The 9,179-nt window shown below is 35.8% G+C and carries 8 protein-coding genes and 3 pseudogenes; 6 read left to right on the top strand and 5 right to left on the bottom strand.

The window, feature by feature from the left end; translation table 11 throughout:
* Positions 1-151: 151 nt before the first annotated feature.
* Positions 152-1,282, top strand: a pseudogene (locus HT709_RS06145) (transposase); the annotation flags it as partial.
* Positions 1,283-1,530: 248 nt separating this feature from the next.
* On the opposite strand, the gene HT709_RS06135 reads toward HT709_RS06145, so the two are convergent.
* The 5 genes and pseudogenes from HT709_RS06135 to HT709_RS06110 form a co-directional block, all read right to left on the bottom strand.
* Positions 1,531-2,958, bottom strand: a complete 1,428-nt coding sequence (locus tag HT709_RS06135) for a hypothetical protein (protein ID WP_023934526.1) — start codon at positions 2,956-2,958, stop codon at positions 1,531-1,533.
* An 8-nt stretch (positions 2,959-2,966) separates the two neighbouring features.
* On the bottom strand, positions 2,967-4,145 hold the full coding sequence (locus tag HT709_RS06130; protein WP_023941358.1) for an MFS transporter: 1,179 nt from the start codon (positions 4,143-4,145) through the stop codon (positions 2,967-2,969).
* Positions 4,138-4,512 (bottom strand): hypothetical protein, encoded by a 375-nt coding sequence (locus HT709_RS06125; RefSeq protein ID WP_172925601.1) that lies wholly within the window; start codon positions 4,510-4,512, stop codon positions 4,138-4,140. Before HT709_RS06125 ends, HT709_RS06130 begins: the two co-directional genes overlap by 8 nt.
* Positions 4,460-4,982, bottom strand: a pseudogene (locus tag HT709_RS11810) (IS630 family transposase); the annotation flags it as partial. The gene HT709_RS06125 and the pseudogene HT709_RS11810, both read right to left, overlap by 53 nt.
* A gap of 92 nt (positions 4,983-5,074) precedes the next feature.
* Positions 5,075-5,266 carry a helix-turn-helix transcriptional regulator gene (locus tag HT709_RS06110; protein ID WP_023934097.1) on the bottom strand — a complete coding sequence of 64 codons (192 nt, stop codon included), beginning with the start codon at positions 5,264-5,266 and terminating at the stop codon, positions 5,075-5,077.
* A 381-nt stretch (positions 5,267-5,647) separates the two neighbouring features.
* Here HT709_RS06110 and HT709_RS06100 point away from each other — a divergent pair.
* The 5 genes and pseudogenes from HT709_RS06100 (at position 5,648) to HT709_RS06080 (ending at position 9,167) form a co-directional block, all read left to right on the top strand.
* Positions 5,648-6,987, top strand: a pseudogene (locus HT709_RS06100) (IS1380 family transposase).
* A 426-nt stretch (positions 6,988-7,413) separates the two neighbouring features.
* Positions 7,414-7,602: a hypothetical protein gene (locus HT709_RS06095; protein ID WP_001862821.1), complete on the top strand. Its 189-nt coding sequence runs from the start codon at positions 7,414-7,416 to the stop codon at positions 7,600-7,602.
* 135 nt (positions 7,603-7,737) lie between these two features.
* A complete protein-coding gene (locus HT709_RS06090) occupies positions 7,738-7,917 on the top strand; it encodes a type II toxin-antitoxin system HicA family toxin (RefSeq protein ID WP_054387996.1) in 180 nt (59 codons plus the stop codon).
* A 36-nt stretch (positions 7,918-7,953) separates the two neighbouring features.
* Positions 7,954-8,406 (top strand): type II toxin-antitoxin system HicB family antitoxin, encoded by a 453-nt coding sequence (locus HT709_RS06085; protein WP_000961810.1) that lies wholly within the window; start codon positions 7,954-7,956, stop codon positions 8,404-8,406.
* 290 nt (positions 8,407-8,696) lie between these two features.
* On the top strand, positions 8,697-9,167 hold the full coding sequence (locus tag HT709_RS06080) for a DUF3013 family protein (protein WP_000257101.1): 471 nt from the start codon (positions 8,697-8,699) through the stop codon (positions 9,165-9,167).
* Positions 9,168-9,179: the final 12 nt, after the last annotated feature.

Here is a 9,179-nt window from a genome sequence, read left to right as displayed (position 1 = left end):
GTGATTTCTATTGAAATGAGGACTTTCTTTTTAGTATAATAAAGTTAGAAAACAGAGAGGGAAGATGATGAAAGACTTATTAAAACTCATTCAACAACAGAGTGCTACAATTGATAGTCTCACCAATGAACTTGCCCTTCTTCGTGAACAAGTGGCTTATCTAACGCAAAAGCTCTATGGAAAATCCTCTGAGAAAAGTGTTTGCCCCCTGGACAAGTCAACCTTTTTGAGGAAGAGTCTCCATCTGATGAAGATGGAGATGTTCCCAGTTGAAAGAGAAGAAATCACCTATAAACGTAAGAAAGCTAAAGGGAAACGTCAAGCTCTTCTTGCCCAATTCGATTCAGAAGAACTCCATCATCGCTTAGAGGATTGCATTTACCCTGACTGTCAGGGAGAGCTAAAAGAGATTGGAGCGAGTCTTCAAGGCCAAGAATTAGTCTTTATTCCTGCGCAATTAAAACGCATAGATCATATCCAACACTCCTACAAATGCCAAGCATGCAGTGAGAAAAATCCGAGTGATAAAATTGTGAAAGCTCCTATTCCTAAAGCCCCTTTGGCGCATAGCCTTGGCTCAGCTTCTATTATCGCTCATACCATCCATCAGAAGTTTAATCTGAAGGTCCCCAATTATCGCCAAGAAGAAGATTGGGCTAGGATGGGTTTACCAATCACACGTAAGGAAATCTCTAATTGGCATATCAAGGCGAGTCAATATTATTTAGAGTCCCTTTATAAGCTTTTACGAGAAAAGTTGTTAGAACAAGCTCTTCTTCATGCGGCTGAAACCTATTATCGGGTTCTAGAGAGTGCTAGTCAGCTGACTTACTATTGGACTTTTTTGTCTGGGAAAGCTGAGAAGCAAGGAATCACGCTGTACCACCATGATCAGCGTCGAAGTGGTTCAGTAGTACAAGACTTCCTAGGAGACTATTCTGGCTATGTGCATTGTGATATGTTGCGGCAGTAACTTAGGACTTTAGTCCTCTAGTTCTGCCTATGCGATAGCAGTCCAAGGTTTAGGAGCAAGGCGACGCTAAGCTTGGTAAACTGCGAACCGCTAGAAGCTTATCGTCAACTGGAAGAAGCTGAACTTGTTGGATGTTGGGCGCATGTGAGAAGGAAGTTTTTTGAATCCACCCCCAAGCAAGCAGATAACTCATCCTTAGGAGCTAAAGGTTTAGCTTATTGTGACCAGTTATTTGCCTTGGAAAGAGACTGGGAGGTTTTGCCAGCTGATGAACGACTACAGAAACGTCAAGAAGAGCTCCAACCCCTATAAGAAATCTCCAGATTAGAGAACTCACGGATAGTTCCTAATATGGAGATTTTTCAATATACTTCGTTATTGGACGGTTACAGAAAATTAGCATTGTCAATCAACAAATAATTTATTCATTTTTTCTAAAACACTTTGATTAAGTATATCGAGTTCAAATTCAGTTTCAGGCCCATGACCATTTATTGGTAATTCATCAATTTCAAAACATTTATAGTTGTTCAATGTCGACTTCATATAATAAAAATCTAAAACTTTATCTCTAGGACTTTGCATGATGAATGTTTTATAAGGAAGATTTTTCTTCCACACCTTATCAGAAAACATTTCTGTAATTTCAGTTGTCGAGAACTTATCAGTAAACCATTTCCTTTCCATTCCACTTGTTTTTTTATTTGATTAGATAAATCTATCAAAGGGGAAACGCATATATGTCCACCTAGATTGTGAGAAAATCTGGCACTCAGTAGTAATCCTAATATAGATCCAAAACTTCCTGAATATAAATAAACTTTTTTAACATCTTTTACTGTTTTACTCACTATATACTCAATCGTTCTTACCAATTCATCTATCACATAATTCCAATTTTTATTTGATAATTCTGTATTAACTGAATAAGACGACCCAATATAATTAGCAACCAAGACATCTACCGAGTTGTTCAAGGCAAACCGATATATTTTAGCATTAGTAAATGAATTAAATTCATAGGATTCTGGACCACCATGTAAAGAAACTAATAACTTTTCTGGATTATTTGACTTATAATGAATCCCTTCAAACTTCTCAAAATAGAATTCTTTGCTTATTAACTCCTCTGACATATCTCTATAGATTGTCTCAAATTTTCCATCTTCAAAAAGTAAAAACTCGAATCCTTCAATCGTACTATGCTTCAAAACAAGTCTACTGTTTTGAAGTAAACAAAAATCAATCTTCCCTTCAAAATCATATTCTTTAATCATATTTGTTTTCAAGTCAATACTAACTAAAGTTGTTCGACCGAATCTATTCAAAATGACAAAAAGATTCCACTCGTCTAAAATAGCGTTAATAATAGGATAAAACAAGTCTAAACTTTCTATTAAGTATGAATCGTTTTCGAAATTATAAAGAGATATACGAGTAGTAGAGTAAAGACTGCACACCATATTGCCTCGATCACATAGATAATTCTGTATAATTTTTCCATCAATTTCTAGATTGGGCTGTATATTAGGTGTGGAAATTAACCGCAATTCAATATCATTATAGACTCTATACAAGTCCTGTTTCTCCCCAATATTACTTATCATAGCAGTGATAAGTTTTTCCTCTTCAAAAGAAATAAGAAACTGAGAGATAGAAGCTGTATCATCAGAAATGATCACAACAATATCTGAATTATAAAAATAGACATTTAGTATCTCTGCTTTATCTGATATATTGACTAGTTTATAGGTATCCAATTTAAGCTCTAGATTAATATTAATTCTAGATAACACTAAATACGAATTTTCCAGACTAAATATGTAAATAAAATTATCATTTGATAGTATTGCAGAAAATTCTTTGTCATATATTATTTGTCCATTATTATCTACTAATAATTCATCATGCCATAAAAGTTTACTATCTTGAGTATAAGATAGGAATATAGCATCATTTAAATCCAAATTTTTTATTTTCATCATCCTGTGACCTACTTTTTCATATACTTATAAAAAAGAAACAAAGAAATTGCATTTATAGTGGAAATGATAAAGAAAATGATTAATGTTTTTTGTAAATCATTTGCATACAGATTCCCTCCAAGTAATCCACCTAAACTATCTCCAATAAAATATGAAGTTTGAGATATACCATAGAAATATGAAATTTGTTCTTTAGGATACATATCCAACTCCATTAATTCTTGACTAATTACAGAACCATTTAAGAACAAAGCTCTGCATATAAGAATAAGAAACAAGTATAAAAATTGCATATTAAATATCAATAAAGCTGTTGATAAGCCCACTAAAATTTCACTGACCACAAAGATATACTCTTTATATTTTGAGGTTTTTTGACCTGAAAAAAGAGAAGAGAAATAAGTACTCAGTAGTCCTAAAATTGTCAATGTTACACCAATAACAGATACATTTATACCTTGTTTGCTTAAAATAACTGGAAGATATGGAGCAAATAAACTTACGCTTCCCCCCATAATGAAGCCGAATATTATAGTTCCAACAAGCAGGGTTCTAGCTTTTGCAAAATGTTTAAATTCAGCCTTCTCCAAATCGCCACTCTCATTATGAGATTGAGTAATAGGAGGAATTAGAAATACAGTAATCAGGCAAAGGACGCTCGAAAAAAGTAGAGTCAATTGTGTAGCGTTTTGAAACAAGAATGTTAAAATCCAGACAAGAAAACCTGCTAGTAGCATGCCTAAAGAACTTCCTACTCCATCTGCAAATTCTTTCAACGATACAATAGAGGAACGTTCTTCTTCACTTCCTATGCCCACAATCCATACTCTAATTAATAACAACACTACCGAAGCACCGATTCCTGAAACAAAACCAGATATTATAGAAATACCTGAGTTATTAGGAAACATCCTAAAAAATAAGCCAATACTATATAAAATTAAACCACATTGAATCACTCTTTGAGGGGTAAATCGTCCTATTTTTTTACCAATATAAAATGAAAAGATGCCAGCAAATGCCATGGCAGAATAGGATAGACCATAATTAGGGAGCCTATCATTCATTTCAAACCAGAGTGCATGAACTGTTTTTGAAGTATACATAGATAGTTTAAAAAACAAATTGAAAATAAAAAAATTGATTGCAATAGGATATTTTCTTAAGATAATTCGATAGTTATTCATGATATTCGCTCACTTCACTTTCTAGTGTTTCTTTCATATCCGATAATTTTTCATTATCACTAAAATGTGTATCTAAAATTTTCAATAATGGTTGCATTTGTTTAAATTTATTGCAGTTATATAAAATTTCTAAAGATATAACCAAATAATCTTCTAGAAAAGATAAATCTAACTGTGAAACTTTGAATTGACATTGTTCTAATAATCTTTGTGCTTTTTCATACATATTCAGCTCGACATATATGTATTGTAAGTCATACCAGAAATCAAAACTTCTATCAGATAAATGATACGCTTTTTTATAATTCGTTAGACTGTCCTGCAACAATTGAAGTTCGCTCAAAACGACGTCCGCTAATCTTTTCATAGACTTTCTCCCCTCTAGGAGCCCCTGCATAAGGACGATAGAGGTAGCGGTCGATTCCTGTTTCATCAATATATACGATTGGTAAATCGTTTAGGTTATCCAAAATATCAAGAAACTCAGCGACTTTCTCTGGGTCTTGTTCCTTAAAGCTCGTCATCTTTTTTTGAAGTGACCTTCATCTGCTTTAAAGCTGCCCATACTGAAGGGACAGCACAATCAAAATGTGCCGCAATTTCCCGTAAAAAAGCATCTGGATGAGCCTCTACAAAGGCTTTCAATTCCTCTAAAGGAATCTTTCGGTTTTTGACGACTCGCTTTTTCCTCTCTAAGTGTCCTTGTTCACGTAAGTTCTTTTCCCACGTGAAGAGAGTTCTGACGCCAACATCAAAAACCTTGGCTGCCTCGACATGGCTCTGCCCCTCTTTGATGTAATCTAATGCTCGCTGTTTAAAATCTGTACTATATGCCATGGCTTTATTATAACATGCTTGTTTGAAACTAAGCAACTATAACTATTTTTTTAAACTAAATAAGTTCTGTACTCTCATTCAAAATTTGCTCGTCAAAAAAAATAATCCATACTAACACTAAGTCTTTTAGCTAGTTGATGCAATAATTCTGAACCTGGAGTATATTCTCCGTTCTCCAAACGACTAATCTGACCTTGCTTACAAATTCCTTCAGCTAACTCTTTCTGAGATAATTTCAATTCTTTTCTTCTGCTCTTAATTCGAGTAGCTAATAAGCTTCCCACACTATTTCCTCCAATCTACTACTGCTAATCATTCTATCACGATTTCTGTAACAATTAAAATACATTTAAATTACTCTAATGGGATGTTGAAGCCTCTCTCTTTACTATCAATTGCAAAATTTATAGTGTTAACTAATTTCTCCAATCTCCTCACTTGATGTTCATACTCGTCTATATATTCATTCATCTGTTTTTGACAATCTTCAATCTCTTTCTCCCCCAATTATTCACACCTAACACAAAAAGCATCCAGAATCGATATGAAACCGAGGATTCTAGGTGCTTTCTCTTTTCACCCATTGGGTGCTGTTTTTACTGGACAAAAGGGAGTTTCTCCTTTATGATATAATCGAAAACAAAATCAAAACAAAGGAAATTCCAATGACCAGTATATAAAATAAATCTACGAAAAACAATACTTTATCACACTTTTCTTTCGATGGTGGAAATCTGACCAATCAAGCTGGTCTTCTGCTCTTCAAAGAACTCTTCACAAAGTTGAATCTAAAAGAAACTATTTCAAAACATCTTGTGAGCGAGGATAAACGACGCTATTATCACTATTCGGATGCCGATATTGTCATCCAATTTCTCTTTCAAATCCTTACAGGCTATGACATAGACTATGCCTGTAAGAAATTAAAATCAGATGCTTATTTTCCAAAACTGTTGGAAACTGGACAAGTTGCGTCTCAACCAACCTTGTCTCGCTTTCTGTCACGTTCAACAGAAGCAACTGTTGGGAGCTTGCGAAGACTAAACTTTGAACTGGTTCAACTCTTTTTACAAATGCAAAGCCAACCCAGTCTTATCGTTGATGTGGATTCCACTCATTTTACCACTTATGGGCATCAAGAGGGAGCCGACTATAATGCTCATTATCAGGTGACAGCTTATCATCCCCTTTATGCCTTTGAAAGCCAGACTGGCTATTGTCTGAATGCCCAGTTACGTTCTGGAAATCGCTATTGTTCAGAAGGAGCAGATGCCCTTATTCACCCCATTTTAGAGCAGTTTGACCATCTGATTTTTCGTATGGATAGCGGTTTTGTGAGCCCAAAACTCTATGATTTACTGGAAGATAGAGGTCATGCCTATTTGACCAAACTGAAAAGGAACACTGTTCTGAGTCGCTTGGGAGATTTAACCTTGCCTTGTTCAGAGGATTTGAGTATTTTACCTCATTCTTCCTATTCAGAGTCCCTTTATAAAGCCGATTCTTGGCGCCAGCCACGTCGTGTTTGCCAATTTTCCCAAAGACAGGAAGGGGAATTGTTCTATGATGTGGTCCCTCTTGTAACCAATTTAAGCAGTGTAGATAGTGAGGAGCTGTTTCAATTCTATCGTGAACGAGGGAATGCTGAAAACTTTATCAAAGAAAGGAAAGCAGGATTCTTTGGGGATAAGACAGATAGTTCGACCATGGTTAAGAATGAAGTACGTATGATGATGGGCTGTCTGGCTTATAATCTCTACCTCTTTTTAAAGCAGCTAGCTGGTGATGAAGTAAAGGCCTTGACTATCAAGCGTTTTCGACCTCTCTTCCTTCATATTGCCGAAAATATGTCTCTACTGCTAGACGACATATTCTCAAATTCTCAAGTCTATACGCCTATTCAAAACAATTTCAAGCCTTATTTGATACAATCTGCCAGATAAATCTGATACTCCCTGTTCCATATAGAGCTAGAGGGCAGGGGAAAACATGCCTAACAGAATAAGTCACCTTATTTTAGAAATCGAGCATCAAACCAAGGGAGGAGTCTGCCCTTTTTTAGGAAAAAATCAAGACAAATCTCCTCAATAATGTCTCAAATATTAGAAATCAAGCAAAATCACCAGAAGGACAGTAGTTTAACTAGCTTTTCTGGTGATTTTCGAAGAGTATTGTTTCTTTCGTCATACTTCAAATAGTCTAGCCACATACATTTGAAGCTACTACCTCAATACAAGCAGGCTTGAGGGTCGCTCTTGGGTTCACCGATAGATAATAGGCACGTAGGCCTTGCACATTAGATTTATAGTATATTAAAATAATATATGAACAAATCGATTAGGAAAGGCAAATTAATTTTTATACTCAATGAAAATCAAAGAGCAAACTAGGAAACTAGCCGCAGGCCGTACTTGAGTACGGTAAGGCGACGTTGACGTGGTTTGAAGAGATTTTCGAAGAGTATCAGTTTGTAAAAATTGGAGATAAAAAATATAGAGTACGCAGTGTTCCTATGATTCATTCAACTCCGCCTCAATCTGTCTTAGATCGAGATACTTTTACAATTGACTATACAGATGATGAATTGCTCGATAAAGAAGCAGTTTTTACTACTCATTAGAAAATAGGTATGAATAAATTGGCTTCCCTTAGAACCACATCTAGGGGCTTTTATGTATAATAGAATAATAAGTATCACTCCTTTACAATACGTGTAACACGTGTTATAATGGTGTTGTCAGGAGGTAAAAGCGCTATGCCTATGACACAAAAAGAGATGGTTAAACTCCTTACGGTCCATGGTTGGATAAAGACTAGAGGCGGTAAAGGTTCCCATATTAAAATGGAAAAGCAAGGGGAAAGACCTATCACAATCCCTCATGGTGAGCTGAATAAGTACACTGAAAGAGGGATAAGAAAGCAAGCTGGGTTGTAAAATTCAGTCCCTGCTTTTTGATATGGAGGTAGTGAAATGTTAGTTACGTATCCAGCTTTATTTTATTATGACGACACAGACGGAACAGAAGCGACTTATTTTGTCCATTTCCCAGATTTTGAATACTCAGCTACACAAGGAGAGGGGATTTCTGAGGCTTTGGCTATGGGGTCGGAGTGGCTAGGGATAACTGTTGCAGATTTGATAGAGAGTGATGGAGAGTTACCTCAGCCATCAGATATCAATAGCTTGTCTTTAATTGATAATGATCCTTTTAAAGATGATGAAGATTTCGTGTCAACCTATGACCTTGATAAATCTTTTATTTCTATGGTATCTGTTGATGTATCAGAATACCTAGGAAGTCAGGAACCCATTAAAAAGACTTTGACCATACCAAAATGGGCAGATAAGTTGGGACGAGAAATGGGACTTAACTTTTCTCAGACTTTGACAGACGCTATTGCAGATAAGAAAGTTCAAGCCTAAGATTAAGCGTGGTATCGTGGTAATAGTCAATAAAAAAGCACGTCCACTTGTGCTAGTTACTCGCCTATTGATTTTATAGATTTATTAGCCCTTTCGCGGGCTTTTTATATTGATTTTTATGAGAAATGAAGAAATCAGACTTTTAAGAAAATCACTGATACCAAGGGTTTAAATGAGGTAATATGGTATAATTAGGACATAAAATAATTTTGTGGTAAGATGGTAGTATCTATTTTAGCATATTTCCGAGCAATCGGGGCGATTAAAGAGTCGCATAGAAAGAGGACAAAATGGCAACATACGGATTTTTAGATGTTTTAGAGGAAGAGTTGGACAAGAACTTTCCCTTTGACTTTGAGATTAGCTGGGACAAACGCAACCATGCGGTAGAAGTGAGTTTTCTATTGGAAGCGCAAAATGCTGCAGGTGTGGAGATGGTGGATGAAGACGGAGAGGTTTCATCAGATGACATTCTTTTTGAGGAAGCGGTCCTTTTCTACAATCCTGCCAAGTCAACAGTCAATGAGGAAGACTATTTGACTGTTATTCCTTACCTGCCTAAAAAAGGATTTTCCCGTGAATTTTTAGCTTATTTTGCCCTTTTCCTTAAAGATACTGCTGAGGTTGGGCTAGATACCCTCATGGACTTTTTGGAAGATCCAGAAGCAGAGGAATTTGTTATGGAATGGAATCAAGAAGTCTTTGAAGAAGGAAAAGTTGGCTTGGAAGAGGGAGAATTTTATCCTTATCCAAGATACTAGGAGTTGGTTGGA

This window comes from Streptococcus sp. 1343, assembly GCF_013277355.1.
In the GTDB taxonomy this organism is placed as follows: Bacteria; Bacillota; Bacilli; order Lactobacillales; family Streptococcaceae; genus Streptococcus; species Streptococcus pseudopneumoniae.
The sequence above is the reverse complement of the archived record's forward strand: the minus strand, read 5'-3'. Positions and strand labels throughout refer to the sequence as shown.